At 72.4% G+C, this 26,462-nt stretch carries 20 protein-coding genes and 2 tRNA genes; 8 read left to right on the forward strand and 14 right to left on the reverse strand.

The genetic code is table 11. The features are described 5' to 3' along the window. Positions 1–237: 237 nt before the first annotated feature. On the forward strand, positions 238–576 hold the full coding sequence (locus C1701_RS07135) for a hypothetical protein (protein WP_051313276.1): 339 nt from the start codon (positions 238–240) through the stop codon (positions 574–576). A 268-nt stretch (positions 577–844) separates the two neighbouring features. Next, entirely contained in the window at positions 845–2,857 is a 2,013-nt protein-coding gene (locus C1701_RS07140) for an MFS transporter (protein WP_211237447.1), read from the forward strand. A gap of 75 nt (positions 2,858–2,932) precedes the next feature. Here C1701_RS07140 and C1701_RS07145 read toward each other — a convergent pair. The 4 genes from C1701_RS07145 to C1701_RS07160 form a co-directional block, all read right to left on the reverse strand. Then, positions 2,933–3,006 (reverse strand) — tRNA-Met (locus C1701_RS07145). Positions 3,007–3,672: 666 nt separating this feature from the next. Next, on the reverse strand, positions 3,673–4,269 hold the full coding sequence (locus C1701_RS07150) for a GNAT family N-acetyltransferase (protein WP_103056988.1): 597 nt from the start codon (positions 4,267–4,269) through the stop codon (positions 3,673–3,675). 462 nt (positions 4,270–4,731) lie between these two features. Further along, positions 4,732–4,808 (reverse strand) — tRNA-Met (locus tag C1701_RS07155). A gap of 233 nt (positions 4,809–5,041) precedes the next feature. Beyond that, on the reverse strand, positions 5,042–7,987 hold the full coding sequence (locus tag C1701_RS07160; RefSeq protein WP_030104117.1) for a UPF0182 family protein: 2,946 nt from the start codon (positions 7,985–7,987) through the stop codon (positions 5,042–5,044). A gap of 184 nt (positions 7,988–8,171) precedes the next feature. Between C1701_RS07160 and C1701_RS07165 the strand changes: the two genes are divergently transcribed. Beyond that, a complete protein-coding gene (locus C1701_RS07165; protein WP_035273200.1) occupies positions 8,172–8,702 on the forward strand; it encodes a PPA1309 family protein in 531 nt (176 codons plus the stop codon). A gap of 18 nt (positions 8,703–8,720) precedes the next feature. On the opposite strand, the gene C1701_RS07170 is transcribed toward C1701_RS07165, so the two are convergent. Continuing rightward, entirely contained in the window at positions 8,721–9,782 is a 1,062-nt protein-coding gene (locus C1701_RS07170; RefSeq protein WP_051313277.1) for a YlbL family protein, read from the reverse strand. Positions 9,783–9,868: 86 nt separating this feature from the next. Between C1701_RS07170 and C1701_RS07175 the strand changes: the two genes are divergently transcribed. Continuing rightward, positions 9,869–11,278 (forward strand): zinc-dependent metalloprotease, encoded by a 1,410-nt coding sequence (locus tag C1701_RS07175; protein ID WP_035291284.1) that lies wholly within the window; start codon positions 9,869–9,871, stop codon positions 11,276–11,278. 72 nt (positions 11,279–11,350) lie between these two features. On the opposite strand, the gene C1701_RS07180 is transcribed toward C1701_RS07175, so the two are convergent. Beyond that, positions 11,351–11,899 carry a M48 metallopeptidase family protein gene (locus C1701_RS07180; RefSeq protein WP_026417249.1) on the reverse strand — a complete coding sequence of 183 codons (549 nt, stop codon included), beginning with the start codon at positions 11,897–11,899 and terminating at the stop codon, positions 11,351–11,353. Positions 11,900–12,368: 469 nt separating this feature from the next. On the opposite strand from C1701_RS07180, the gene C1701_RS27210 reads away from it, so the two are divergent. The 4 genes from C1701_RS27210 to C1701_RS07195 all read left to right on the forward strand — a co-directional run bounded on the left by C1701_RS27210 (position 12,369) and on the right by C1701_RS07195 (position 16,994). Next, positions 12,369–12,521, forward strand: coding sequence for a DUF5679 domain-containing protein (locus tag C1701_RS27210; protein WP_016696985.1), 153 nt, complete (start codon positions 12,369–12,371; stop codon positions 12,519–12,521). Positions 12,522–12,731: 210 nt separating this feature from the next. Beyond that, the gene (locus C1701_RS07185; protein WP_162147264.1) at positions 12,732–13,874 is read left to right on the forward strand and encodes a ThiF family adenylyltransferase; all 1,143 of its coding nucleotides are present in this window, start codon (positions 12,732–12,734) and stop codon (positions 13,872–13,874) included. Beyond that, on the forward strand, positions 13,867–15,180 hold the full coding sequence (locus C1701_RS07190; protein ID WP_103055721.1) for an ABC1 kinase family protein: 1,314 nt from the start codon (positions 13,867–13,869) through the stop codon (positions 15,178–15,180). Before C1701_RS07185 ends, C1701_RS07190 begins: the two co-directional genes overlap by 8 nt. A 515-nt stretch (positions 15,181–15,695) precedes the next feature. Further along, entirely contained in the window at positions 15,696–16,994 is a 1,299-nt protein-coding gene (locus tag C1701_RS07195) for an alpha/beta hydrolase (RefSeq protein ID WP_337662283.1), read from the forward strand. A gap of 529 nt (positions 16,995–17,523) precedes the next feature. Here the strand turns inward: C1701_RS07195 and C1701_RS07200 are convergent. The 8 genes from C1701_RS07200 to C1701_RS07230 all read right to left on the reverse strand — a co-directional run bounded on the left by C1701_RS07200 (position 17,524) and on the right by C1701_RS07230 (position 26,349). After that, positions 17,524–17,763, reverse strand: coding sequence for a hypothetical protein (locus C1701_RS07200; protein WP_030104121.1), 240 nt, complete (start codon positions 17,761–17,763; stop codon positions 17,524–17,526). Continuing rightward, positions 17,760–18,167, reverse strand: a complete 408-nt coding sequence (locus tag C1701_RS07205) for a WhiB family transcriptional regulator (protein ID WP_030104122.1) — start codon at positions 18,165–18,167, stop codon at positions 17,760–17,762. The genes C1701_RS07200 and C1701_RS07205 overlap by 4 nt, the downstream gene beginning before the upstream one ends. A gap of 113 nt (positions 18,168–18,280) precedes the next feature. After that, the gene (locus C1701_RS27215) at positions 18,281–18,496 is read right to left on the reverse strand and encodes a hypothetical protein (RefSeq protein WP_155886014.1); all 216 of its coding nucleotides are present in this window, start codon (positions 18,494–18,496) and stop codon (positions 18,281–18,283) included. Between the two features lie 140 nt (positions 18,497–18,636). Beyond that, a complete protein-coding gene (locus tag C1701_RS07210; RefSeq protein WP_026417252.1) occupies positions 18,637–20,748 on the reverse strand; it encodes an ATP-dependent DNA helicase UvrD2 in 2,112 nt (703 codons plus the stop codon). Between the two features lie 142 nt (positions 20,749–20,890). Continuing rightward, the gene (gene nudC / locus C1701_RS07215; protein ID WP_245588667.1) at positions 20,891–21,871 is read right to left on the reverse strand and encodes an NAD(+) diphosphatase; all 981 of its coding nucleotides are present in this window, start codon (positions 21,869–21,871) and stop codon (positions 20,891–20,893) included. After that, a complete protein-coding gene (locus C1701_RS07220; RefSeq protein ID WP_026417254.1) occupies positions 21,868–23,253 on the reverse strand; it encodes a M16 family metallopeptidase in 1,386 nt (461 codons plus the stop codon). The genes nudC and C1701_RS07220 overlap by 4 nt, the downstream gene beginning before the upstream one ends. After that, positions 23,250–24,557 carry a M16 family metallopeptidase gene (locus C1701_RS07225; protein WP_026417255.1) on the reverse strand — a complete coding sequence of 436 codons (1,308 nt, stop codon included), beginning with the start codon at positions 24,555–24,557 and terminating at the stop codon, positions 23,250–23,252. The genes C1701_RS07220 and C1701_RS07225 overlap by 4 nt, the downstream gene beginning before the upstream one ends. Before the next feature lie 91 nt (positions 24,558–24,648). Further along, positions 24,649–26,349 carry a DUF2207 family protein gene (locus tag C1701_RS07230; RefSeq protein WP_026417256.1) on the reverse strand — a complete coding sequence of 567 codons (1,701 nt, stop codon included), beginning with the start codon at positions 26,347–26,349 and terminating at the stop codon, positions 24,649–24,651. Between the last annotated feature and the right edge of the window lie 113 nt (positions 26,350–26,462).

A 26,462-nucleotide genomic window follows, 5' to 3' on the forward strand; every position in this document is an offset into this window, starting at 1 on the left:
CCGGCCCCGGACATCGCCTGGTCAGGGGCGGCCAGCGGCGCCTACCGCACATCGCCGGTCCGCGCCAGCCGGAAGCCCGGGACTCCCGTCACCCACTTTCGCGGCCCGACGGGGAAGGGCCATGCGATCGGGCGGAAATCGCGCACTCGCCGCGCGCGTTCCGGGCGCCCCGTCGAGCATGACGAGGTCCGGCCCCCTGGCCGAGCACAGATTCCCCCGACCGGAGGTAGTCGTCGAATGCACCGCAGCTGGCTGCGAGACAGGGCCGCCGCCCGGAGCGCCGAGGTACGGGACCAGGTCGCCGAACGCGCCCGCACCCTGAGGACTCGGTTCCTCCCCCCGCCGGCCGACGACGGCGAACGGTGCGGGGTGTGTGGACGCGCGCTGCGGGGACAGCACCGGCGCTCGGGTACCGAACGGGCCTGTTCGGCCGCCTGTGCCCGTCGGTGGGCGGAACGCGTGGAGGAGGCCGAACGGGAACGGGCGGAGCAGGAGGAGACCGAGCGCGCCGAGCGGCGCGCCTGGGAGCGGTGGCGGGCGGTGGTGGCCGAGGCGGAGGGGCCGACCTCCTCCTGAGGCGGGGCGGCCCTCAGCACCACCGGCCGGGCCACCCGCCTGGTCACCCACCTCCGGCGGGTCATCGGGTCCCGACGGAGGTGCACGGCGGTCCCGGTCGTCCGTTCGTCTCCTCGGCCACCACCGGGGCGGCGGGTGCCCGGTCGCGGGGGCGCGCCCAGCCCCGTCGAATTGCCGCCACCCGCCGCCCGGACCACACTGGCGGACCGACGAGCCGGGACGGTCCGTCGGCCCGTGGCCGGGCGACCCGGGAGGTGGCATGGCGTCGGTGCCGGCAACGCGCGCGGCCGCTGGTCGGCCGGGCGACACCACGCTGCCGCTGGTCCTGAGCGCCCTGATGTTGACGGTCCTGTTGGCGGCCCTGGACCAGACCATCGTGGCCACGGCGCTCCCGACGATCGTCAGCGACCTCGGCGGGCTGGACCACCTCTCCTGGGTGGTCACGGCGTACATCCTCGCGTCCACCGCCTCCACCCCGCTGTGGGGCAAGATGGGGGACCAGTACGGCCGCAAGGGTCTGTTCCAGGCCGCGATCATCGGGTTCCTGGTCGGCTCGGCGCTCTGCGGCATCGCCCAGACCATGACCCAGCTCATCGCGGCCCGAGCCTTCCAGGGCCTCTTCGGGGGCGGCCTCATCGTGCTCGCGCAGGCCCTGATCGGGGACGTCGTGCCCCCTCGGGAACGAGGCCGCTACCAGGGCGTCTTCGGCGCCGTGTTCGGCCTCGCCTCGGTGGCCGGCCCCCTCCTCGGCGGCCTGTTCGTGGACCACCTCTCCTGGCACTGGGTCTTCTACATCAACCTGCCGCTCGGCGTGCTGGCGCTCGCCGTCGTCGCCGTCGTGCTGCCCAGGACCGCCCACGCCGGACGGCACCGGATCGACTACCTCGGCACCACCTTGTTGGCGGGAGCGGCGGTGTCCCTGGTCCTGCTCACCACCTGGGGCGGGACGACCTACCCCTGGGGTTCCCCGGTGGTCCTTGGCCTGGGAGTCGCGGCGGTGGTGCTCCTGGTGCTGTGGGGCCTCACGGCCCGGCGGGCGGCCGAGCCGGTGCTGCCGTTGCGCCTCTTCCGCGACCCGGTGTTCCCCGTGGCCGCGGCGATGGCCTTCGTCGTCGGCTTCGCGTTGTTCGGCACCGTGACCTACCTGCCGCTGTTCCTCCAGATCGTGCACTCCGTCTCCCCCACCCTCTCGGGGGTGCACCTGCTCCCGATGGTCCTCGGGATCTTCGTGACCTCAGTCGGCAGCGGGAACCTGATCAGCCGGACCGGCCGGTACAAGGTGTTCCCCATCGTCGGCACCGCCCTCATCACGGTGGCGATGCTGCTGCTCAGCACGATGGACCAGCGCACATCGACCCTCGTGATGTCGCTGTACTTCGCGCTGCTCGGCGCCGGTCTCGGCTGTGTGCTCCAGGTCCTGGTGACCGCCGTGCAGAACAGCGTCGACTACGCGGACCTCGGAACCGCCACCTCGGGCAACACGTTCTTCCGCATGATCGGCGGGTCCTTCGGGGTCGCGACGTTCGGCGCGGTGTTCGCCAACGGGCTCAACACCCGACTGGCCGAGCGCGGAGGTGACCTGCCACTGCCGCCCGGTGTCGACGCGACGACGCTGGAGAACGACCCGAGGGCGGTGCGGCAGCTGCCGCCCGAACTGGCGAACTCCTTCATCGACATCTACGTCGACGCGCTCAGCCCGGTGTTCCTGATGGCGGCCCCCGTCGCGGCGGTGGCGTTCCTGCTGAGCCTGTTCCTCCGGGAGGTCCCGCTCCGCGACTCGGTGCGGGGCGGTCACCCGGGCACCCGGTTCGGGGCGGCGCCGAGCGCACGGGACTCGCGGGAGGAGCTGCGACTGGCGATCTCCCGCTACGCCGACCGGGACATGCGGCACGACTACTACCGCAGGCTCGCCGCGGCGGCCGAGGTCGACCTGAGCCCGGCGTCCTGCTGGATCGTGGCGAACCTCGAGCGGGAGGGGCCGAGCACCCGCGCGTGGCTGGCGGACCAGGCCGGGGTGGAGCCGGGAACGGGTGCCCCGTACGTGTCCGAGCTGGTCGACGCGGGGCTGGTGCGGGAGCGGGACGGCTACCTCATGTTGACGGCGGCGGGCAAGAGGCTCGCATCGGCGTTCGTCCGGTCGCGTCGTCGTGGGTTGGAGGAGTTCCTGGCGGACTGGTCGCCCCGCCTCCACCCGGAACTGCGAGAACTGCTGGAACAGGAGTCGCGGCGGTTGCTCGGGGACCGCGCGGACCGGCGGGTGTTCACCGGCAACAGGGACTGATCTCCCGTCCACGGTCAGGGGACGCCCCGGAACGCCGAACGGCCCCGGTCCACTGGACCGGGGCCGTTCCACTCGTAGCGGGGGCAGGATTCGAACCTGCGACCTCTGGGTTATGAGCCCAGCGAGCTACCGAGCTGCTCCACCCCGCGCCGTTCGGGATCTGGCCTTGGGCCAGCCGCCGCGGTTCCCACCGCCGCTCCTCCCGACATGGAAGAGCTTAGAGGATGCCCGAAACGGCGGCAAACCCGGGGGTACCCCAGGGTGGCGCACCCGCACGAAGCACGCTCTGACCCGCGGTGACACCCACGATGTGCCCGACAGGCGCGCACCGCCCCCGGGAACCGGCGAACGGGTCCGGTCAGCCGCCCGACGCCACCCCCGCCGCCAATCCGCGCGAGGAGGGCTCAGGGAGCCGTGGTCGACGACCCCGACTCCCTGAGCCCGGTCGGAGTGGACGGCCAGCTCCGCCCGGGGCGGCACGCGGCGCGCTCCGTCCGGTGCGACGCGGACGGCCGTGGGAGCCGCCTGAGCCGTGAGTGCGCCACCGGCCCGAGGGACCGGACGAGCCGGTGGCCCGCGACGGTGTCGCGGGGAGGGCGGAGGTGCTGTGGGGCCCGGGACCACGCTCCGCGCGGCCCCTGCGCTTCCCACCCCGGGACCGGAGGTCGTGGCCGCGCTCCTCGACGGGGCGTCCACCTCGGCGGCCCACCACCGCCCGGGTCCCGATGGCGGAAGCCCGGAACACACGCGGAGGGGCACCGACTGGTTCCGTCCCGGTGGAGGTCGTGTGCCACCCGCGCGGCGCTCCCTCCGCCTCAGCGGTGCCCAGGTCCTCCCTGATCACCCGGAGCTGATGGGTCCGCCTCCGGGCCGCGGGTCGGCCGGTCGAGCCGGTGGACGTGGTGGCTGCCGTCGTCGAGGGGATTGTCCGGGGTGAGGTACCCGGTGCCGATGGCGGCGTACCCGGCGCGGCGCAGGGCCGACCAGGACGGCGCGTTGGACGTGGCGACGGGGACGATGATCGCGCTCGCCTCCGGGTGGTCCCGCCAGCAGAGCTCGGTGAAGGCCTCGATCAACAGCGTGCCGAGACCCCGCCCCAGCAGCTCCGGCTCGCCGATGAAGTAGTCGATGGTGAGCGCGTCGGACGGGACGTCGACGAGCTCGATCAGTTCGCGATGCCCTTCCGGGTAGTCGTGGATCCGGCACCGCTGCGCGAACCCGATGGGGCTGCCTCCCCACAGCACGAGGAAGTCCTCGGACGGCTCCGTGCCCCGCACGCTGCCCGCGAAGTCGCGCTCCACCCCCGCGTCGCTGGTGTCGTGCACCCAGTAACGGGCCACGTGCGGGCGGCGGAGCCAGGTCTGGATGAGCCGAAGGTCGTCGTGCCGGGTCCGACGGAACTCGAGCGCCATCCGGCCACTCTCCCAGCCCGGTCCGACACGCACCCCGAGCGTGCCCTACCGGGAGACCAACTCGTGACCATCCGCGGCGTGCCCGAGCCGCCAGCGGTGGGACTCCCGACAGCGTGGACGTCCACCGTTCCCGAAGGGGCCGTGTGACGGCGTCGCCGGGACGTCACCCTCGCGACCAGGGATGCTTCTCCCTCCCCCGGGGCCGACGAGGTCCGCCCGGGAGCTGGATGGTGCCACGCCCCGCCCGTCCCGGCGGCTCTCGGCCCTCGCCGCGCGCCCGGGTCCAGGTGCGCCCGCCGTGGATCACCGGCGGATACGGGTCCCTCACCAGCCTTGGCCCCCGACCAGCCGAGCCGCCAGCCGCGGCGGAGGACGGCGCCTGCCGCCCACGGACGCTCGACCAGGCCGGACCGACCCCGGGATGCGAAAAATCCCGCACACCTCGCGGTGTGCGGGACCTCGTGGTAGCGGGGGCAGGATTCGAACCTGCGACCTCTGGGTTATGAGCCCAGCGAGCTACCGAGCTGCTCCACCCCGCGTCGCTCAGGACCTGGCCTCCGGCCACTGCGGAGATGGCCTCCGCTCGCCCTGACTTCAATTACTTTAGAACGGATCAACCTCGAACGCAAATCGCGGGGACCAGATCCAGCCGTGACCCCCGTCTCACTCCGCTCGGCCCACCGCGCCCGGACGAGGACGACGCCCCGGGGGAGTGCCCCCGGGGCGTCGCTCACGGAGTCAGCGCCGCCGGCCGGAACCGGCGGCTGGACTGTCAACCACCGTCTCCCCGCAGGGACTCGTACTGCTCGATGGCCTCGGCGAGATCCTGGTAGGCCTGCCCGATCTCGGCGAAGTCACCGGAGCGCTGCGCCGACTGGAGCCGTTCGAGGGCCGAGTCCATGCCCTGGACCGCCGAGTCGACCGAGTCGGCGGGCGGAGCCTGCGGAGTGGTCGGCGTGCTCGTGTCCTCGCCCGCTCCCTGCTCCTCGGTCTCCGGTGGGGTGGGTGTGTCGTCGGTACCCGAGGGCTCGTCACCCTCGGCGACCTCCACGTCCTCCCCGGTGGGGTCGGTGGCCCCCTCACCGGCACCGGTGCCGAACACCTCGTCGAGCGCCTCCGCGAGGGTGGGCGCGTACCCGACCCGGCCCTCGAAGCTCACCAACACCTTGGCGAGCTGCGGGAACGAGGAGTCCTCGTTCCTCCGCTCGATGTACACGGGTTCGACGTAGAGCAGACCGCCTCCCACCGGGAGGGTCAGCAGGTTCCCGAAGAGCACGTCGGTGGCCTGCTGCCGCAACAGGTTCAGCTCCGTGCTGACCTCGGTCGAGGAGACGAACTGCGTCTGCACCTGCTGCGGGCCCTGCGTCTGGCTGTCGACGGGGAGCCTGAGGACCGTCATGTCCCCGTAGTTCTCCGGATCGGAGTTCACCGACATGAAGCCGGAGAGGAACTGCCGTTGGAGGAACACCTGGGCGCTGGTGAGCTGGAAGGTCGCCTCTCCGGTGGCCGGGTCCTCCGCCAGGATGTAGTACGGCGGCTGCGGCGTGTTCGCCTCACCCGGGTCGTCACCCACGGTCGGGTCCGACGGCACGTTCCAGAAGCCGACGTTGGCGTAGAAGTCGCTCGGGTTGTCGACGTGGTAGCGGGTCAGCAGGTCCCGCTGCACCTTGAACAGGTCCTCCGGGTACCGGAAGTGCGCCCGCAGGTCGTCGCTGATCTCGCTCTCCGGCTGCACGGTGTCCGGGAAGACGCTCTGCCACGCCTGGAGGACCGGGTCCTCCTCGTCGACCGCGTAGAGCGTCACGGTGCCGTCGTAGGCGTCGACGGTCGCCTTCACCGAGTTCCGGATGTAGCTGATCCGCTCGTCCAGCTGTTCCGGCACGCCCCGGGCGTTCGTGAGGCTGTCGGTGGTCGCCTCACCCAGTTCCGTCTTCTCCGCGTACGGGTAGTTGTCGAGCGTGGTGTACGCGTCGACGATCCAGGTGATCTTCCCGTCCACGACCGCCGGGTAGGGGTCGCTGTCCACCGTCAGCCACGGCGCGACGTCGGCCACCCGGTCCCGGGGGTTCTGGTTGTAGATGATCTTGGAGTCGGGGCTGATCGCCTGGTTGAACAGGATGTTGCGTTCCGCGTGGTAGGCCGCGAACACCAGCCTGTTGAACCAGTTCCCGATCGGGACGCCACCCTCACCGGTGTAGGTGTACCGGTCGTTGTCGGTGTCGTACTCGTACGGGTTGCCCTGGTCGTCGGTGGTCCCGACGATCGCGTAGGCGGTGCCCAGCTCCCCGAAGTACGTCCTCGGGTTCTCGACCGGGACGAAACCGTCCGGTGTCGCCAGGTCGCTGACCTTGAAGTTCGGGTAGCCGCCCTCACCGCCGGTGTCCGCCAGCGCCGAGTTCACCTCGTTCGCCGGGGCGGCGACGATCCCGTTCCCGTGGGTGTAGACCAGGTGCCGGTTGATCCAGTTCCGCTGGTTCTCGGCCAGGCCCTCGGTGTTGATCTCCCGCAGGGCGACGATGTAGTCCTGCGTCTCACCGTCGATCGTGTAGCGGTCGATGTCGAGCTTGTCCGGGAAGCCGTAGAAGTTCCGGCGCTGCTGGAGCTGCGTGAAGGTCTGGGTCAGGATGTTCGGGTCGAGCAACCGGACGTTCGGGATCGTCGCGGTGTCCTCGCGCAGGTCCGCCGGTTCGAGGTCGCTCTGCCCCTCGTAGTCGATGTAGTTGATGTCGTCGATGCCGTACGCGGCCCTCGTCGCCTCCATGTTGTTCGCGATGGAGGGCGCCTCCCGCTGGTTGGCGTTCGGGCGGACCGAGAACTGCTCGAGCGCCGCGGGCCACAGCGAGCCGAGCAGCACGCTGGACACGACGAGCAGGGCCGTCGCGATGGCCGGCCACTGGAGGTTGCGGCGCACCGCGCCCACGAAGAAGGCCGCGGCGCAGAAGACCGCGATGCACAGCAGGATCAGCTTCGCCGGCATCACCGCGTGCAGATCGGTGTAGGTGGCGCCGACGAAGTTGTCGTTGCGCTCCGAGGTCAGCAGGGCGAACCGGTCGAAGTAGTAGGCGACCGCCTTGAGCAGGACGAAGACGCCGGCCAGCACCGCGAGCTGGACCTTGGCGGCGCCGGTCAGGTCGCCACCCCGCCCGGCGAGCCGGATGCCGCCGAACAGGTAGTGCGCCACCAGCGCGCCGACGAACGCCACCGCCACCGCGACGAACGCCCAACCGAGCAGCCACTGGAAGAACGGCAGCTGGAACGCGTAGAAACCGATGTCCCGCTGGAACTGGGGATCGGTCACCCCGAACTCGCCGCCGTTGAGGAAGAGCTGCACCGCCTGCCAGTTGCCCTGGCCAGCGACACCGGCCACGATGCCCACGAGGACGGGGATACCGAAGGCGAACAGCTTGATCCTGGCCGTCACCGCCGTGCGGTAGCGCGCCACGGGATCGTCGGGACCTGAGGCGGGCACGAACACCGGACGCGACCGGTACGCGAGCCACAGGCTGAGCGCGAGCACGGTTCCGACCAGAACACCGACCGCCACGAACAGCACGGCTCGGGTGAACAGGACCGTGGTGAAGACCGACCGGAAGCCGACCTCCCCGAACCACAGCCAGTCCACATAGGTGCTCAACAGCCGCGATCCGCTCAACAGCAACAGCAGCAGCACCGCACCGACAGCGATGAGGATCCGCGCTCGCCTGGAAAGTTTGGGCATGCCGACGGGACTCCGCATCGCCACAGCGCACTCTCCCGGGTTGAGGACAAGGGACCAGGGGCCGGACGTGACCACACCGGGGTGGGGTGTGCGGTCCGTCCTGCGATGTCCAACTCTACGTGGGCGTCTCGCGCGTTCGGAGCCCCCCGTCGTGGGGTCCCCTCCCGACCGGAACGATGGACCCGTGGACGCAGAACACGACGCAGAACTGCCCCGGTCGCTGCCAGCCGCCGCTCGGGAGGTGGAGGAGTTCGTGGCCTCCGGGGGCTGGGACCAGCCCATCCAACTGTTCGCGCTGGTCAGCACCAGTGCGTTGTTGGCGAGGGAACCCAACCTGGTCGGTCAGGTTGACCCCGGGTCGACACTGACGCCGATCGCGCAGGACGCCCTGCCCGACGGTGACCTCGCCGAGGCGCTGTCCGGGATCGAGTGGCCCGACGCCGTGGATGGCTGCGCGTTGGCGCAGGAGATCGTGGTGCTGCCGCCCGGCGCGGACGGCGCGGAGTCCGAGGAGGGCCTCGCCGTCAGCCCGGAGGAGGCCGCGAACCACCCGGAGCGCCGGGAGGCACGCCTGGTGGCGGCGGTCCTGCGCGACGGCTCGGCGGCCTGCGTGCTGCGGCTTCGGGCGGACGACCTCGTGCCCGAGGAGATCGTCGAGCACCCGGAGCTCGCCCCGAACCTGGTCACGGCGTTGCGGGCGACGCTTCGCCCCTGAGCGGCGGCGGCCGGACGGTCAGTTCGGGGAGCAGTCCGGTGGCTGTTCCCCGGCGCGGACCTGGCGCAGGGCGTCCACCGCCCCCTCCAGGGTCTCGACCTCCACGAGCTGGAGGCCGTCCGGCGCGTTCGCGACGGCCTCGGCGCAGTTGCCCGTCGGCACCAGGAAGACCGTGGACCCGATGTCCTTCGCGGCGCGCATCTTGAAGCTGATGCCGCCGATCGGCCGGACCGCGCCCTGGGTGGTGATCTCGCCGGTGCCCGCCACGTGGGTCCCGCCGGTGATCTCCCCCGGGCTGAGGGTGTCGATGATCGCGAGGGCGAACATCAGCCCGGCGGAGGGGCCACCGACCTCGTCGAGTTCGATGTCCACGTCGAAGTCCACGTCGGGCTGGTCGAGGGGCGCGACGCCGAGGTACCCGCTCTCCCGGTCGTCCCGGGCCCCGAGTTCGACGGTGAGGTCCCGCTCCACGCCGTCCCGGCTGATGACGATGTCCACGCGGTCCCCTGGCGCGGTGTCGGCCAGCGACTCCACCACCGCCTCGGCCGAGTCCGCGTCGACGCCGTTCACCGTCACCAGTTCGTCCCCGGGTTCCAGGACGCCGTCGCTGGGGCCGTCCCCGAACACCTCACCGACCAGGACCTTCCTCGGGTAGCCGAGGTAGAGCAGCGCGGCGGTCTCCGCGCTGCTCTGGGATGCGGTGAAGGACTGCCTGTTCTCCTGCTCGATCTCCTCGCGGGTGCGGTCCGGCGGGTAGTACTCCTCGCGGGGCGCGAGCGCGTAGTTGCCACTGGCCCACAGCCCCAGGGCGCCGAACAGGGTCACGTCCGTCGTGAGCTGCACGGTCGTCAACCGGAGTTCGCCAGGGTCGGGTTCCGCGCCCGTCTCACCGGGGAGCGCGTCCCCCTCCTCCAACAGCGGCGGCGGAGCCACCTCGCCGCTGGTGGCCACCAGACCGAGGGTGTCGTAGGTGTGGCCCGGGCCGAGGGCCACGTAGGGCACGGTGACGAAACCCCCGAAGGCGGCGAAGACGCCGACCAACGCGACACTCACCAACAGGGACCAAGTACGGCGGCTCACGAGGGCCCAGCCTACGGAACGGGTCACCACCGACCCCGGCGGACCGATCCCACGCTGGTCGGCCCATGCCGCGTACGGTTGACGGCATGACCGATCTACCCTTCGGGTTCAACTCGCAGGATCCCGATGACCGTGGGAAGCGCGACGATCCCTCGGGCCGGTCCGGAGGCGAGTCGCCCTTCGGAGTCGGTCCCGGGGGGATGCCGGGCTTCGACATGGGCTCGTTGGGCCAGATGCTCAGCCAGCTCGGCCAGATGCTCAGCCAGGCCTCGCAGCACTCCAGCGGGCCGGTGAACTACGACCTGGCCAAACAGCTCGCCCTCCAGCAGATCAACAGCGGGGGTCGGGACCAACCGCCATCGGCCGGACAGCACGACGCGACGACGGAGGCGTTCCGGCTGGCCGAGCTGTGGCTGGACCCGGTCACCACCTTCCCGGTCGGCGCCCAGAGCGTGCGCACCTGGTCAGCCAAGGACTGGGTCGACAGCACCCTCCCGACCTGGCGGCGCCTGTGCGACCCGGTGGCGCGCCAGGTGTCCTCGGCCTGGACCGACATGCTGCCGGCGGAGGCGAAGCAGAACGCGGGCCCCCTGCTGTCGATGCTCGGGCAGATGGGGGGCATGGCCTACGGCTCCCAGCTGGGCAGCGCCCTGGGGCAGTTCGCCTCCGAGGTGCTCACCTCGACCGACATCGGGCTGCCGCTGGGAGAGCCGAGGACGGCCGCTCTCCTGCCGAGCAACATCGACCGCTTCACCCAGGGCCTGGACCGCCCGGCGAACGAGGTCCTCGTCTTCCTCGCGGCCCGCGAGGCCGCTCACCTCAGGTTGTTCTCCCACGTGCCGTGGCTGCGCCAACGGCTGCTGGCGACCGTCGAGGAGTTCGCCCACGGGATCAGGGTCGACCCGAACGCCATGGAGGAGCTGGCGGGCAAGGTCGACCCCAGCAACCCCGCCTCCCTGGAGGAGGCGATGCGCTCGGGCCTGCTGGAACCGCGCAGCACTCCGGAGCAGAAGCAGGCGCTGACCAGGCTGGAGACCCTGCTCGCGCTCATCGAGGGCTGGGTCGACCTGGTGGTCGGCGAGGCGTTGGGCGATCGACTGCCCGGGGCGGACGCGCTCCGGGAGACGCTGCGTCGCCGCCGGGCGAGCGGAGGCCCCGCCGAGCAGGCCTTCGCGACCCTCGTGGGGCTGGAACTGCGTCCCCGGCAGCTGCGGGCGGCCGCCACGCTGTGGCGGGGGCTCACCGACCGGCACGGCGTCGAGCAGCGGGACTCGGTGTGGAACCACCCCGATCTGATGCCCACCTCGGCTGACCTGGACGATCCCGTCGACTTCGTGGAGCACTTCGGTCGTGCCTCCTCCGAGTTGGACGACCCGCTCGCGGCGCTCCGCCGCGCGGAGGAGAGCGCGGCGGCGGGGGACGCGTCCTCCGGCGGCGAGGAGCGGACCGACGACGACCAGGACGACCAGGGGCGGGGCGGCGGCGAGCGGCCCTGACACCCGGTGGCCCCGGGACGCCCGGCCCGGCGGGGCCGTCCCGGGGCGCGAACACTCCTGACCGGAGCGCGCTCAGTCGACGGGCGCCGAGTCGTCGGCGGGTTCGATGGCCAGCCCCGCCGCCGCGCTGACCCCTTCCAGGAAACCGATCGCGCGTTCGGCCCTCGGGTAGCGGTGGACCAACCGCCAGAAGTCCTCCCCGTGGCCGGGCACGAGCAGGTGGGCCAGCTCGTGCACGAGGACGTAGTCGAGCACCCAGGTGGGCATGTCCCGGAGTCGCTCGCTCACCCTGATCGTGCCCTCGGCCGGGGTGCAGGAGGCCCAGCGGGTGCGCATGGGTGGGACCCAGCGGACGCTGGCGGGCTCGGGGCATTCGGGGAGGTGACGCCCGAGGAGGTCCCGGGCGCGGACCGCGAGCGACGCGTCGGACTTCCGGGCGCGTGACCGCCGCCTGCTCTCGCCGCGTTCCAGCCGCCGCAGCATCTCCCGCACCCAGCGTTGCTCGTCGGCGGCGGAGAGCCGGGCCGGCACCAGCACGACCACCTTGCCACCCTCGCGGAACGCGGTGACGGTGCGCCGCCGGCGCGCGCTCCTCCTGACCTCCACCTCGGGCGGGGCCATCCCCGCTGGCGGCATGTCCGGGACCCGCGCCAGCGGGCCGTCCTGGGGGCTCACCACGGCACCACGGTAGGTCGCCGCCCTGCCCGCGCGTCGCCCGGGCCGGGGGCGCCCGGACCTCGTGGGACTGGCCCGACCAGGCCAACAACGGCCGGGAAACCCCGCCGGCGAGTGGTCCGAGGTGACCTGTGGTCGCATTGGCCAGCTGCTGACGCACCACTTTCCGCCGTAGGTGCGAGCGCGTACCCCCGACCAGGGGTTCGCCGATCACCCAACGTACCGGAAATCGTCGGCCCGCTTGGCGGGCGGAATCGCCGTGACCTGCCAATACTGGACACGCTCCGCGCCGCATACCCGATGACGGAAGCGGCCACATATAGCGTGGCTTGACGTCGCCTGGGTGAGCAGAATAGGCCATTCGGCCCAACGAGGTCAGGCGGATTCGGGGCACGTCGAGCGTAGGGAGGCAACCGTGGCGGACAGCTACAACGGGTACTGCGTGAAGTGCCGGGAGAAGCGGGACTTCACCGGTACCGTCGAGGAGACGAACGGCCGTCGGATGGCCAAGGGAACCTGCCCGGTCTGCGGCACGAAGATGACGCGGATCCTCGGCAAGGCCTCCTGATCGCGACCCGCCGGGCCCACGGTCACGTGGGCCCGGCGCTCGCTGACCCCGGTCGCCCGCACGGCCGGCGGTGCTCGGTACCGGTGCGCGCGGGGGACTCGCCCCGGCGCGACCGCGCGGTGGCGCCGGTCCGGAAATCGTCGGCCCCCACCGGCCGCGCCTGTGGACACCGGTTTGCCCGCCGCCGACCCACCCGAGAGCATCACGTCCGTGAGCACACCACCGGAGCGGCCAGCCCCGGCCACTCCCCCTCCGCTCCCCGTTCCGACCCTGCCCCGCGTCCGGGCCGGCCTGCCGGTGCTCCGCCGGGGTACGGCCTCCGTGCAGTTCGGCCTGACCGCTGGTGCGGCACTCGTCGTCGAGGGGCTCTCCCCGGCGTTGGTCGCGCTGTGCCTCCGCCTCGACTCCCGCGCCTCCGGCGGAGGCCTGGTCCCCACCCCCCACCCCGGCGTCGCCCCGAGGGCCGAGCCACCCGCCGCGCTGGCCTTCCTCGACTGGTTGGCGCGGCACGGGGTGCTGGAGGACGCGGGCCCCGCCACGCCCGACCCCGCCGGTGATCGCGTCCACGCGACGGGGCCTCCTGGCCGCCCACCGGCCCTCCGGGACGCCCGCGTGCTGGTGCGGGGGGACGGCCCGCTCGCGCCGGCCGTCGCCGTCGAACTCGCGCGAGGCGGCGTGGGCCGGGTACGGGTGGCGGCGAAGGGCACGGTCCGCCCGGAGGACACCACGCTGGGGTACCGGCTCGCCGACGTCGGGCGTGACCGCACGAACACGGCGAACGCCCTGGTCGCCGAGGCGGTGCCCGGGGTGCGGACCGGTGTCCTCGCTCCGGGCACCCCTGATCTCGTCGTGCTGGCGGACGTCCCCCTCCCCGACCCCGTCGCCGTCCGCGAACTGATGGCGGACGGGGTGCCCCACCTGCCCGCACGCGTGTGGGACGGCGTCGGCGTCGTGGGCCCGCTCGTCGTCCCCGGCCGCACGAGCTGCCTGCGCTGTGCCGACCTCACCAGGACCGACGCCGACCCCTGCTGGCCGCTGCTCGCCGCGCAACTCGCCGAACGACCCGTACCGGTGGACGGCTCGACCGGTACGGCGACGGCCGCGCTCGCCGCTTCGCAGTGCCTGCTCGCCCTCGACCGGGGCGCGTCGCCGCGGATCGACCGCCCACGGGTGTGGAACACGACCTTGGAACTGGACCTGCGGTTCGCGACCCTCCAGGCGCGGGCCTGGGAGCCCCACCCCCGGTGCGGATGCCGTCCCGCCGTCGACCGCGCCGGCACCACCCGTTCCGACAAGCCGGCCGAATGGGTGTCGCCGAGTGGCCGTTCCGGGGGACAATCGCCAGGTGAGTGAGATCCCGCGTCGGACCGTTCAGCGCACCGCAAAGCTCGCTGGCCTGCCGCTGGGAGCGGCGGGGCGTTTCGCCGCCGGCTGGGGCAAGAGGCTGACCGGCCGGGACGCCGACGAGGTGAACGCGGAGATCTCGGCCAGGACAGCCGAACAGTTGTTCGCCGTGCTCGGCCAGCTCAAGGGCGGGGCGATGAAGTTCGGCCAGGCACTGAGCGTCTTCGAGGCCGCCGTTCCGGACGAGTACGCCGAGCCCTACCGCGAGGCGTTGACCAAACTCCAGTCCGCCGCTCCTCCCATGCCGACGCGGGACGTCCACCAGGTCCTCACCGAGCAGCTCGGCAGCGCGTGGCGAAGCCGGTTCTCGGAGTTCGACGACGTCCCCACCGCCGCGGCCAGCATCGGTCAGGTTCACCGGGCGACCTGGCACGACGGCCGGGAAGTCGCGGTGAAGGTCCAGTACCCGGGGGCCGGGGAGGCCCTGATGTCCGACCTGCGCCAGCTCCAGCGGTTCAGCCGCCTCATCCAGGGCATCGTGCCTGGCACCGAGGTGAAACCGCTGCTCACCGAGCTCCAGGAACGGATGTCGGAGGAGCTCGACTACCGGGTGGAGGCCGACGCCCAGCGCCGGTTCGTCAAGGCGTACACCGACGACCCGAACGTCCGCGTCCCCCGCGTGCTCGCGAGCGCGCCCCGGGCGCTGGTCACCGAGTGGGTCGAGGGAACGGGACTGGCCGGGATCATCCGCGACGGCTCCCAGGACGACCGGGACCACGCGGGGACGCTGCTGTCGCTGTTCAACTTCTCCGCGCCACACCAGGCGGGTCTCCTCCACGCGGACCCGCACCCCGGCAACTTCATGCTCGACGGCGACGGGCGCCTCATCGTGATCGATTTCGGCGCGGTCGCGCGCCTCCCCGGCGGGCCGCCGCCGACCTTCGGTGTGCTGCTCCGGTTGGCCCTCGGCGACGACCCGGAGGAATTACTGCGGTTCCTGCGGGCCGAACGCTTCCTGGGGCCGAGGACGGAGCTCGCGGCCGAGGACGTCCTGGCCTTCCTCTCCCCCCTGGTCGAGCCACTGCGCACCGAACGGTTCACCTTCACCAGGGGCTGGATGCAGGGGCAGGCCGACCGCGTGGGCAACCTGCGGGGGACCGACTTCCGCACCAGCCGCTCGCTGAACCTGCCGCCCGAGTACCTGATGATCTACCGGACCACGATGGGTACCACCGCCATCCTCTGCCAGCTGGGCGCGACCGTTGCCGCCCGGCGCATCGTCGGTGACTGGCTCCCCGGCTTCCGCACCGACTGACCCTGCTCGCCACTCTCGGGACGGTGGCGCGTTCGCCGCTCCCGGCGTCGGCCATGAGCGGGATTCGGCGAGCCGCCGTGCTGACACCTGTCACGAGAACCGATGACGCCGAGGACTGCCGTTCCCGCCTGGCGACCGGTCACGCTGCCTGCTGACCAACCACGCCCACCCTGGTGGAGGAGTTGTCAGCACGCGAGGTCACCTCGTGACCGCGACGGTGGTCGTGAGCGTCCTCGCGTTGTCCACGTGCCCGCGCGGGTGCGAGGGAACCGACATCGACCGAGCGAGGAAGGGAGGCGTCAGGGACGCACGTCACGGATGCATCACCCGACCTCCGATGGGTCCCGTGCGTCCAGACGCCCCGTCTTGAGTGCGCGGAGCTGCCCGTACCACTGGACCACGCCGATCCCACCTCCGGATGGCTGACCCTCGCGCTGGCGAGGAGGCCCGCGAGCGAACCCGGCAGTCGGACCGGTTCCCTCGTCATCAACCGGGGCGGCCCCGGCTATTCCGCGATCGACTACCTCACCGCCCTCGAGGACGACATGGTCCCGCCGCCGGTGTCCGACGACGTCCTGACCGCCTACGACCTGGTGGCGGTGGACATCCGGGGGAGCGGGCACAGCACCCCCACCGTCACCTGCTTCGACGACGACCAGGAGGCGGTGGAGTTCGCGCGGTCGATACCGACCGTGCCCACCACCGAGGCCGAACGCCAGGCACGGGCCGCGGCCGACGCGGAGTACGCCCGACGGTGCCGCGACCGCAGCGGGGAACTGCTGGACCACATGTCCAGCACGGCGATCGCCCGCGACCTTGACATGCTGCGGACCGCGTTGGGTGAGGACCGACTGGACTACCTCGGGCAGTCGTACGGCACCTTTCTGGGAGCCGTCTACGCCGCGTTGTTCCCCGAGCGGACCGGTCGCCTCGTGTTGGACGGCGTCCTCTCCCCGCTCAGCCGGGACACCGGCGAACCCGAAACCACACCGTCCAGCCGGGTCGGTTTTGACCTGGCGACCCGCGAGACGCTGGAAGAGTTCTTCCGGCAGTGCGTCGCGGCGGGCGAGCGGTGCGCGTTCGGTGGTGGCGACCCGGCGAAGGCCTTCGACCGGATCGTCGACCGGCTCGACGAGGGCGGGGTTCCGCTGACCACGTCGGACGGAGCGGAGGTCACCCTCACCTACTCGTACTTCCTGACGTGGACGGGCCAGTGGCTGTACCAGCCGATCGTCTGGAACGCCCCGGGTGGCGCGTCCTTCCTGAACGCGGTCGAACAGGCCTTGGCGGCCCCGGACGGCCCGAACGCGGCGGCACTGGCGGAGGAGATCAAGACGAACCAGGACGCGGGCCTGATGGTCGCGCCCTACGCGGGTCTCAACCCCGTGTACCACGCCGTGACCTGCCTGGACACCGACCACCCGAGCACGGTCGACGCCCTGGCGGACCACGTCGCCGCACGCGAGCGGGAGGTTCCCCACTTCGCCGCGCTCCGCGCCTGGCAGACCAGCCCCTGTTCGCACTGGCAGGCGGGGACCAACGAGCGGTACGAGGGGCCGTGGGACACCCGGACGGACGAGCCGGTTCTCCTCGTCTCCAGCGAGTTCGACCCCGCCACACCCGTGTGGTCGGCAAGGGGACTGCACGAGACACTTCCGCGCAGCACCCTCCTGATCAGCGAGGGCGCCGGACACATCGCCGCACAGCAGTCGACATGCGTCGTCCGGGCCATCTCCGAGTACCTGGTCGAGGGCGACTCCCCCGCCGAGGGTGCGACCTGCGCCCGGGAGGGGGACCCGTTCGCCCCGTCCTGAGTTCGTCAGGCCGAACACGGGTGCCGACCCCTTCGCGTGAGAAGGGCGGACCGGGCGGGCCGATGCCGGGAGGGCGGCCGCACCAGCCTCGCCACCCCCACGACGCGCTCGTCAATGCTCCCCCTACGGCAAGCACGAGGTCTCCCGCTGGTTCACCGGTCGACGACAGCGGTGGGACGTCACCTCGATCCAGGCGGCGCCGACGGCGAGCCTCCAACCGCCGAGCCGGACCGGCAGATCGTCGTCCGGGTTCGAGGACGGGAGGTTCGGCACGCGATCCGGCCCCCTTCCCGATCAAGGAACCGCCGGGTACCGCGCCGGCAGGGGGGCGGGTGGAGGGACGGGCGAGGCGGTGCCGGCCGCGCACCAGCCGGTTCCGTCGGTCGAGCAGCCGGGTCGTGGCCGCGTCGAGCCTCCGGGGCACCGGGGCGGACGCCCACCCGCACAGTCAGCCGGGGAACGGGCGAGCGCCCGTGGTCATGCCAGGGCGGCCCCGGCACACGTGCCGGGGCCAGGGCCCTTCGTGTCGTCAGGCGGCGTCGGCCGCGTCCGCCCGCCGGACGGCGAACGCGGCGAGCCACCGCCAGCGACGTGCGCGGCGGACTCGCTCCGCCGCGCGTTGATGTCGCCACTGGGACTCCCGTCGACCCCGTATCTGGGCTCTGGCCAGGGATTCGTGGAGCAGTATGGCCTCGCTAGCCTGGTCGGCGCCGATGAGCCTGACCCTGGGCACCAGCTGGTCCTCGTGCCAGATGTTCGAGCCGTTCATGCTGCCTTCTCCTTCGCGCCGTTCAGTGCGGTGGTGGTCGTGTCGGACTTGCGGGGACGGCCCCTCGGCCTCTTCCTGGCGATGATGTCGCCGCGTTCGAAGATCTCCCCTCCCCAGACGCCCCAGGGCTCACGCCGGGCGATCGCCCCGGCCAGGCAGGCTGCCCGCACCGGACAACCGCCGCAGAACTGCTTGGCGCGCTGGAGGTCGGCGGGGCCCTCGGCGAACCAGAGGTCCGGGTCCTCGGTCTGGCAGGGCAGGTTGGCCTCCTCGGGAACGGTGGTGAACAGCTCGCCGATCCCGAGCTGGGACTCACCGGCGGACGGCAGGGGAACCGACGTGGGCCGGCCGGTCAACGAGTGGGCAGGTGAACCATCCGACAGTGGGACGGTCACGGTGGACATGCGTTCTCCTCTTGTAGTCGGCCACGTCGGGGCCGTTGGGTGGCGGAAAAAACACGAAGGCCGCGGATCCGTCGACACGGGTCCGCGGCCTCGGTAAGCCTGAGAGTCCTGACCTAGGTCAGGCGCACTCCTGTGCGGATGTCGACAGGATTGATGGGAGACGGCGCGAACGCGCTGGGGAAGGTCTGGCGATCGATGGCGTCGTAGCGGAAGCCGAGGCGTGCTCGTACCGAGGCGGGAAACACCCCGAGGGCTGCCAAGGGAAGGCGCCCCACTGCCCAGGAGGTCGGGCAGCCGGGCTCACGATTGCTCATCAGCGAAGTCGTCACCGGGACCACCACCTCTCCACTACGCAGCGCCACCGGGCTCACCAGTGGCTCCAGGTCTTCCGACCCGGGCATGTGCAGGTTATTGGGCGGCCCGTCGGCCGCGCAACTGATTTTCCGACTTCATTCGGACGAGTGAGTACCTAGCCGTTGAGCTGCGTCTTTTCCCGGACAACCGCCAACAGGTCGGCGCCGTAGCTGTCGAGCTTGGTGGCCCCGATCCCGGGAATCGCGACCAGGCCGGCACGGTCCGAGGGACGCTGTTCGGCCACCGCCAGCAACGTGGCGTCGCTGAGGACCACGAACGCCGGCACCCGCAGCGACGTCGCGCGTTCGGCGCGCCACCGGCGGAGCCGTTCGAGCAGGTCCTGGTCGACGTCGGAGGGGCAGTCCGCGCACCGGGTCAGCTTCACCTCGGACGCCCCGACCAGGGCGCGGCCGCAGACCCGGCACGTGGGGCGCGGGGCGGTCCCGACCGCGTTCCCCTCCTCCCGCCGGCGGGTCCGGCTCGCCAGCGAGACCGGGTGCCCATCGGGTATCACGCCGTGGAGGAACCTGCTCCGCCTCCGGTAGCGACGGCCGCCCTCCACCTTGGCCAACGACCAGGACAACCAGAGCCGGTCCCGTGCCCGCGTCACGCCGACGTACAACAGCCGCCGTTCCTCCTCGATCGCGGCGTCGTCACCCTCGGCGTGCTGGATGGGCAGCGTCCCGTCCACCAGACCCACCAGGAAGACCGCGTCCCACTCCAGTCCCTTCGCGGCGTGCAGCGAGGCCAGGGTGACGCCCTGGACGGTGGGCGGGAACTGGGCCTCCGCCCGCATGTCGAGGTCCGCGCAGAACCGGCGCAGATCCGCCTCCGGCACCGCCCTGGCCAGTTCCACGGCCAGGTCGGCGAGGGCGCGCAGGGACTCCCACCGTTCCCGGGCGGCCTGGCCAGGCGGAGCCTCGGCGGTCAGCCCGAGCGGGGCCAGCACCACCCGCACCCGTGCCGGCAGGTCGGCGTCCGGTCGGCCCCCCGGGTCCCGTCCGGGGTCCTCCTCCCCCGCGGCGGCGCGGAGGGCGCGCACGGCCTGCCGCACCTCCTGCCGGGCGAAGAACCGTTCCCCGCCCCGCACCTGGTAGGCGACCCCCACCTCGGACAGCGCCTGCTCGTACGCCTCGGACTGGGCGTTGATCCGGTACAGGACGGCGATCTCGCTCGGTGCGGTCCCCGACTCGACGAGCTCCCGGATCCGACGTGCGACGGCCCTCGCCTCGGCCGGCTCGTCGTCGTACTCCCCGTAGGTGGGTTCGGGGCCGTCCTGGCGCTGTCCCACCAACCGGAGCCGGCTACCGGCCGGGCGCTCCTTCGCCCGGTCGATGAGCCCGTTGGCCAGCGCGACGACCTGCGGGGTCGAGCGGTAGTCCCGTTCGAGCCGCACCACCGTCGACCCCTGGTAGCGGCGGGAGAAGCCGAGCAGCCAACGCGGCGAGGCCCCGGCGAACGAGTAGATGGTCTGGTTGGCGTCGCCGACCACAGTGAGGTCGTCCCGGTCGCCGAGCCAGGCGTCCAGCACCCGCTGTTGCAGGGGGGTCACGTCCTGGTACTCGTCGACGACGAAGCACCGGTACCGGTCCCGGAACTCGCCGGCGACCTCCTGGTGCTCCTCCAGAGCAGCGGCGGTGTGCAGCAGCAGGTCGTCGAAGTCGAGGAGACGCGCCTCGTTCTTCAGCCGCTCGTAGCCGTCGTAGACGCGGGCGGTGAGCTCCGCCGCCACCGGCGGGGTGCGGCGCGCCGCGGCACGGGGGTAGTCGCCGGGTGTCACCAACGTCCCCTTGGCCCACTCGATCTCGGCGATGAGGTCCCGCAGTGTCTCCCGCTCGGTGTCGACGCCCAGCCGGTGGGCTGCCTGGGCGACGAGGGTGGGTTTGCGCTCCAGCAGCTGCCAGGGCGCGTCGCCCACCACCCTGGGCCAGAAGTACCGCAGCTGGCGGAGGGCCGCGGCGTGGAAGGTGCGGGCCTGGACCCCGCCCACTCCGAGGTCCCGCAACCGGGTCCTGAGCTCGGCGGCGGCCCGGGCGGTGAAGGTGACCGCCAGCACCTGTCCTGGCGCGACGTGGCCCTGGTGGACGAGCGCGGCGATCCGCCGGGTGATGGTCCTGGTCTTGCCGGTACCCGCGCCGGCGAGAACGCAGACCGGGCCGCGGGGAGCGAGCACCGCGGTCCGCTGCTCGGGGTCGAGGCCGTCCAGGAGTCGCCGCTCACCCACCATGCGGGCATCCTCTCAACCGCTCGTCGACCGGCGGCGGCAGGTGGCACCCGGATGGGGGTGCGCGGTCCCTGCCGCCCCGGCGGTCCCGACGCCACGTGCGAACGCCCGCTCCGGGGCGCGCGGCGGTCGAGCTGGGCCGGCCTCAGCCGGCCGAGGCCCAGGCCTCCAACATGCCCCTGGCGATGGAGGACGCGCCGGGCAGGATCAGGCCCGGGACGCCCCCGCCCGCGCGCAGCGCGGTGCGCACCCGGTCCCGGGGGACCCAGTGCGCCTGTTCGATCTCCCCGTCGGCCGGGTGCAGCGGCGCCGAGGGTTCGGCGAGCGCCGTGAAACCCATCATCAACGACCGGGGGAACGGCCAGGGCTGGCTACCGAGGTAGCGCACCTCGCCGACCTGGACGCCCACCTCCTCCGCGACCTCGCGGACCACGCAGTGCTCCAGGGACTCCCCGGTCTCCACGAACCCGGCGAGGATGGAGTACCGGTCGGCTGGCCAGGTGGGCTGGCGTGCCAGGACCACGTTGCCCGCACCGTCGTGCACCAGGCAGATGACCGCCGGGTCGGTGCGCGGGTACTCCTCCCGGCCGCAGCCCGTGCAGTGCCGGGTCCAGCCGGCCTGGGAGGCCACCGAGGGCGCTCCGCAGTTCGCGCAGAACGCGGCGCGCCGGTGCCAGGACAGCAGCCCGACCGCCGTGGTGAGCAGGCCGGCGCCGGTGTCGTCGAGCAGCGCTCCGGTGAACCTGAGGTCCAGCCATTCCCGCTCGGACTCCGGGACCCGTTCGGCCCAGGCGTCGGCCTCGCCCTCCGAGACCGGCACCGCCCAGTACCCCGTCTCGCCGTCCGCGCCCAGCAGCACCGCCTCCTCGGGCGGTTCCGCGTCGGTCACCGGCCGGTCGACCAGCCGTCGACGGTGCGGAGCGGCCTCCTCCCTCGTGACCAGGGCCCGACCGAGCGGGTCGACCGCCAGCATCCGTCCGTTCTCCCAGAGCGCCCGCAACAGACCGGGGTCACCTCGGACGAGCTCCCTGCGGTCCACCGTGGAGCGGGACAGGGCTGGAGAACCGGTCAGCTGGAAGTCGACCTCACCACCGGGCCGCGCTGACGAGTGTTGTGACGACCTCACGGCAGGACGACATCTCCCAGTGCTCGTAGCGGTTCGCCGAGGACGGCGGCGTCCCCGACGACGACCCCGGTGAAGTTCGGCGGCGCCAGGTACCGGCGGGCCGCCTCGGACACCTGCTCCACGGTGACCGCGCGCAGGCGATCGGGGTGCTCGCGGAGCCAGTCCAGGGACACCCCGGCCGTCGCCAGGTTCTGGAGGTTCGCGGCGAGCCCGCTCTGCGAGGACGTCGAGATCAGCAGCAGACCGATCAGGTAGTCCCGCGCCGCGGTCACCTCCTCCTCACCGATCGGCGCGACGGCCATCCTGGCCAGCTCGTACCGGATCTCCATCAACGCCGCGGCGGTCACACCGCTGGCGGTGTCGGCCTCGCACAGGACGCCGGCGGTGTCCCCGGTGAACTCGAAGGTGGAGTGCGCGCTGTAGGTGTACCCCTTGTCCTCCCTGATGTTCTCGACGAGGCGGGACGAGAAGTAGCCACCGAAGACGAGGTTCGCCAGTTGCAGCGCGGGGTAGTCCGGGTGGTGCCGGGGGATGGCCTGCCCCGACAACCTGATCTGCGACTGGACCGCACCAGGCCGGTCGACGAGCAGGACGTCCCCGCCCTCGATGCGCGGCACCTCCGGCAGACCGCCGGTCGCCGGCCCGGGGCGCCACCCGGCGAGGCGGTCACCCACCTGGTCGGCCACCGCGTCCAGGTCGAGGTCACCGACCATCACCAGCACACCGCCCGAGGGGCGCACCAACTGGTCGTGCAGCGCGCGCACCTGGTCGGCGTCGACCGCGCGCACGGCGTTCGTGGAGGGCAGCTCCCTGGCCAGCGGGTGGTCGCCGAAGCGGCGCCGTTGCAGGGCTTCCCGCGCGATGGTCCCGGGCTGGCTGCGGGCGACCCCGATGCGCTCGACCAGCCGGTCGCGTTCCCTGTCGACCTCGTGGTCCCGGTAGGCGGCACCGGTCACCGCGTCGGCGAAAACGTCGAGGAACGCGTCGAGGCCGCTGGCGAGGGCGTTGCCCGCGATGCTGAGCCGCTCGGGGTCGACCCCGGCGCCGAGGTCCGCGCCCACCATCGCCAGGTCGGTGTCCATCGCCACCCGGTCGCGGCGCTCGGTCCCCGTCAGCAGCGTGGAGGCGAGCAGTTCGGAGCGGGCGGCGTGGTCCCGTTCGGTGCCGGCGAAGGGCAGTCGCAGCCGCAGCTCCACCATGGGCACCGTGGGCTGTCGGACGGCGACGAGCCGGAGCCCGTTCGGCAGCATGGTGTCGATGCGCGGTGGCTGCTCGGCGAACCGAGCCGTCCCCAGCGCGGGCAGCGGCCGGGGGCCTCGGTCGGTGCTCCCGATCTCCTCCGCGGTGCGCCGCCGCGGGCTCTCGACGTTCTGGCCGGTCACTGTCCACCTCCGTCGGTGTCGTCGTTGGCGGCGGAGCCGGGGCGCACGGTGAGCACTGCCCGGGACTCCGGCCGCAGGGCCTTGGCCGCCGCCGCGACGTCCGAGGGGCCGACCACGCCCAACCGCTCGGGGAGTTCGGCGGCGAGCTCGGCACGTCCGAACAGCAGCTCGAAGGCGCCCAGTTGCAGGGTTCGGGACATGAGCCTGTCGTGCTCCCGGTGCAGGGAGGCCGCCCACCGCGCGACGACCCTGGTGACCTCCTCCTCGGTCGGACCCTCGACGGCCAGCCGCTCCAGTTCCTCGTCGATCGCGGTCAGGAGCCTCTCCTGGTCGACCCCCTGCGCGTGGACCACGGTGATCAGGAAGGTGTCCGGGTCGCGCGCGTCGAGCGGCGCGAACAGGCCGCACCGGCAACCGACCTCGATCGCCAACGGTTCGGCGTGCACCAACCGCTGGGTGAGCCGGGACGAGTCGCCGTCGGCGAGCACCCCGGACAGCACCAGGTGGGCCAGGTAGGCGTCGAGGTCGGCGTTCGGGTCGGGCAGGCGGTACCCGGCGGCGAACGCCGGCAGCGGCGCGTGCGGGTCGTCGTGCTCGCCACGCCGTTCCTCGGTCGGCGCTGGTTCCGCGAAGGAGGGCCGTTCCGGGGTCCGGCGGGCCGGCACGTCGCCGAAGTGGCGTTCGACGAGTTCCCGCGCGTGGTCGACGTCGAGGTCTCCCGCGATGGTCAGCACCGCGTTGCTCGGCGCGTAGTAGGTGTCGAAGAACGCGGCGCAGTCCTCCACCGTGGCCTGCTCGAGGTCGGTGAAGTCCCCGTAGCCGTTGTGGGCGTTGGCGAAGGTCCGGTACAGCACCGGCGGGAGGGTGATCCACGGGAACCCGCCGTAGGGGCGGTTCAGCACGTTGAGGCGGATCTCCTCCTTCACCACGTCGACCTGGTTGCGCAGGTTCTCCTCGGTGATCCTGGGGGCGCGCATCCGGTCGGCCTCGAGGAACAGGGCCCGTTCCAGGCCGGCCGAGGGCAGCAGGATGTGGTAGTCGGTGTAGTCGGGGTGGGTGGACCCGTTGAAGGTGCCGCCGGAACTCTGGATGTGCCGGAAGTGCGCGAGCTTCTCCAGGCTCTCGCTGCCCTGGAACATCAGGTGCTCGAACAGGTGCGCGAAACCGGTTCTCCCCTCCGGTTCGGAACGGAAACCGACGTCGTAGTGGACGCTGACGCCGACGACGGGAGCCGCCCTGTCGGGTGCCAGGACCACACGCAGCCCGTTGGGCAGGGTGAACCGGTGCAGCAGGTGGTCGACCATGCCCCGCAGCCTACGACTCGGGGCGCGACCGCCCACAATCGCTACGGCGTGTTGCCGACCGGTCGCGGCGCAGCACCGGTGGCCGGTCCGTTCACCGCAGCGACCTGAGGTGCCCCGACTCGGCGAGCACCCCGTCCAGCTCGGCGAGGAAGCTCGGGAAGTGGGTCGCGAACCGGTCGAGCTCCGGGGTCACGTGGCGGTCCTCCCCCAGGTCCTCGCCGTACCAGTACAGGCCCGGGGTGCCGTCGGCGTCGACGTCCACCGACGCGAACTCGGTGAGCCACCGGTCGGTCTCGCCGAGCACCACCGCGTAGGGCAGCGAACGGGAGAACACCACCTCGCGGTCCTCGGGCGGGACGGTGCTGACCGGAACGGTGTCCAGGTACTGCCGCAGCCCCCGGACCTGCGCGACCAGGTCGCGACCGCGCCGGGTCCGGGAGGGGATCCACCGGGAGAGCGCCGTGACCACGACGCCGGCGGCGAGCACGCCCAAACCGACCAGCGCGAGGTCGGTGGTGAAGACCAGGACCGCCGTCGCGGCGACCCCGGCGGTGGAGAGGGCGGCACCGGCCCACCACCACCGGTTGCGGGCCCGGTCGGGCCGCACGGAGAACCAGTGCTGGCGGACGACGTCGTCGTACAGCTCGTCCCGCACGCGGGCCAGGTCGATGCGCTGACCTCCCCGACGCCAGTCGCTGAGCCGGACCTCCCGCAGGGGTGCGCGGTCACCGCCACCGCCGAGCAGTGCCTCGTACACGGCGAGCTCGTACGGGTGCAGCGCCTCGTCCGGCTCGTTGCGGCGCACGATCCGCCAGTCGAGGACGCCGTCGTCGACGTGCAGCTCCTCGATCCACAGGTAGTTCCGGACGGCGAGGTCCACCACGGTCGCGGTGACGTCCACGACGTCGACGTGCTCGTCGACGACGGTGCCCACCTGCCCGGGCAGCACCCCGTCGGGGCTGGCGAAGCCGACACCACCGCCCTCCTCGGCCACCAGCACCTCGACCGGGTCGCTCTCCCGCGCGAGGGCCAGGGCGTCCCGGCGCCGCGCGTGGAACAGCCACCCCACCGCGCCGAGGGTGAGGGCGAGCACCACACCGAGGCCGGCGGCGCTGCCAGGGTGGAGGGAGAAGGCCCTGGCCAGGTCGAAGGTCTCCTCGAACCGCGCGGTGGCCGGCGTCGTCCCGGGTTCCAGGCCGACGGTGAGGTCGATGCGGTCACCGGGCTCCACCCCGATCTCCCGGGCGCTGGCGGGCTGCCCGACGTCCAGTTGGGACACGGTGCAGTTCGTGCTGGTGCCTGGCGGCCCGGCCAGGCAGGTGATGGTGCGGGGCTGGGTGGGGGAGACGAAGGAGATCGTGACCGAGTCGACCGGGACGTCCCACCCGCCGAGCCGCCAGTAGGCCTCCTGACCGGCCCCCGCGTCGGCGACGGCGCCGTCCACGGTGTACCGCACCGTCGACTCTCCCGGTTCGGCCGTGTAGCCGAACCCGTCGTCCTCCCGCACCAGGGTCGCCGCGCCCTCGGCCACCGGGTCACGCACCTCGAAGACCCGGTCCAGCCCCTCCCCCGAGGGCAGTCGGAGCGGCACCGCCCTCGACGCGGACATCCCGTCCGGGACGAGGACGTGCTCGACGACCATCAGCGATCCGTCCCGCTCCAGCCGGAGGTCGACCTGGGCGCTCACCGTGCCCGGCAGCCCGGGTGGCGCCTGGGCGGGCGCCGGCGCGCCGAGACCGGCGGCACCGGCCAACATCAGGGCGGACGCGGTGAGCCCCCAGTTAGTCAACACGGCAGCGGAGAATAGCGGAGCCGACCTATGCTCTGGGCCGGTTCACCGGAGCGCTCCTCGAGGAAGTGCGTTCCGCGGACGCGTGGACGGTCCCGGAGCCGTGGTGGACCGGC

The organism is Actinoalloteichus sp. AHMU CJ021, from assembly GCF_002895405.1.
Taxonomy (GTDB): domain Bacteria; phylum Actinomycetota; class Actinomycetes; order Mycobacteriales; family Pseudonocardiaceae; genus Actinoalloteichus_B; species Actinoalloteichus_B caeruleus.